Source organism: Alcanivorax sp. HI0044, assembly GCF_001634945.1.
In genome coordinates, this window is record NZ_LWEZ01000266.1 from 1 (window position 1) to 735 (window position 735).

The 735-nt window shown below is 58.6% G+C and carries 1 protein-coding gene and 1 pseudogene; both read left to right on the plus strand.

From position 1 onward, the window contains the following. Positions 1-539, plus strand: a 539-nt coding sequence (gene kdsA / locus A3730_RS03295) for a 3-deoxy-8-phosphooctulonate synthase (protein ID WP_082872238.1), incomplete at its 5' end; no start/stop codon positions are given. Between the two features lie 23 nt (positions 540-562). Next, positions 563-735: pseudogene (eno, locus tag A3730_RS29405) on the plus strand (phosphopyruvate hydratase); the annotation flags it as partial.

The following is a 735-nucleotide window of genomic DNA, read 5'->3' on the forward strand; positions in this document are numbered from 1 at the left end:
CTCCGGTGGCGGAAGTGGCGGATATCATCCAGCTGCCGGCCTTTCTGGCACGGCAGACGGACCTGGTGGTGGCCATGGCAAAAACCGGGGCCATCATCAATATCAAGAAGCCCCAGTTTCTGGCGCCCCACGAAATGTCGCACATTCTGCACAAATGTGAGGACGCCGGTAACGATCAGCTGATTCTTTGCGAGCGCGGTTCCAGCTTTGGTTACAACAACTTGGTGGTGGACATGCTCGGCTTCGGCATCATGAAGCAATTCAACTACCCGGTGTTTTTCGACGTCACCCACGCCTTGCAAAAACCCGGTGGCCGGGCTGACAGCGCTGACGGTCGTCGTGCCCAGGTGGCGGAATTGGGTCGCGCCGGCATCAGTCAGGGCATCGCCGGGCTGTTCCTGGAAGCCCACCCGGACCCGGATAATGCCAAATGCGATGGCCCTTGCGCCCTGAGGCTGGATCGTCTGGAGCCATTCCTTGCACAGATGCAAACCCTGGATAATACCGTCAAGGCACTGCCTGCCTTCGAAAATAACTGATTAGAGTTTGGAGATTTACCGACATGTCCAAGATCGTTGACATCAAGGCCCGTGAAATTCTGGATTCCCGCGGCAACCCGACAATCGAAGCCGATGTGGTTCTCGAATCCGGTGCCAGTGGCAGTGCTTGTNCGCCCAGCGGCGCCTCCACCGGTTCCCGCGAAGCGCTGGAACTGCGTGACGGCGACAAGTCCCG